A 563-nucleotide genomic window follows, 5' to 3' on the forward strand; every position below is an offset into this window, starting at 1 on the left:
GATAGGAAATATCCCTTTTTATTTTTCTCAAATTCAGATTTTGGTATAGATTAGTAGATGATGAGACAAACTATTTTTTAAAAGAGAAAAAGACAAACGCCAAAAATGACGTTTGTCTTCGTTCTGAGAGCTTTTAAGCTCTTCAACTACGGAGAATAAGGGATTCGAACCCTTGCGCCAGTTACCCGACCTAACGATTTAGCAAACCGTCCTCTTCAGCCTCTTGAGTAATTCTCCTATTAATGGGCACGAGTGGACTCGAACCACCGACCTCACGCTTATCAGGCGTGCGCTCTAACCACCTGAGCTACGCGCCCAAGTTAAATAACTTGGTAAATTGAACTATGTTCAAAGCGGGTGACGAGAATCGAACTCGCGACAACAGCTTGGAAGGCTGTAGTTTTACCACTAAACTACACCCGCATATATAAGAAATATGGCGCGAGACGGAATCGAACCGCCGACACATGGAGCTTCAATCCATTGCTCTACCAACTGAGCTACCGAGCCTTATTGCGGGAGCAGGATTTGAACCTACGACCTTCGGGTTATGAGCCCGACGA

4 tRNA genes are annotated in these 563 nt (G+C 44.8%); all 4 read right to left on the reverse strand.

The features are described 5' to 3' along the window. Positions 1–149 precede the first annotated feature (149 nt). A tRNA-Ser gene (locus QM450_RS10600) sits at positions 150–237 on the reverse strand. Positions 238–243: 6 nt separating this feature from the next. Further along, positions 244–317 (reverse strand) — tRNA-Ile (locus QM450_RS10605). A 35-nt stretch (positions 318–352) separates the two neighbouring features. Then, positions 353–423 (reverse strand) — tRNA-Gly (locus tag QM450_RS10610). 14 nt (positions 424–437) lie between these two features. Continuing rightward, a tRNA-Phe gene (locus QM450_RS10615) sits at positions 438–510 on the reverse strand. Positions 511–563: the final 53 nt, after the last annotated feature.

Origin of the sequence: Streptococcus infantis (genome assembly GCF_047464615.1) — a bacterium.
Lineage (GTDB): Bacteria > Bacillota > Bacilli > Lactobacillales > Streptococcaceae > Streptococcus > Streptococcus infantis_Y.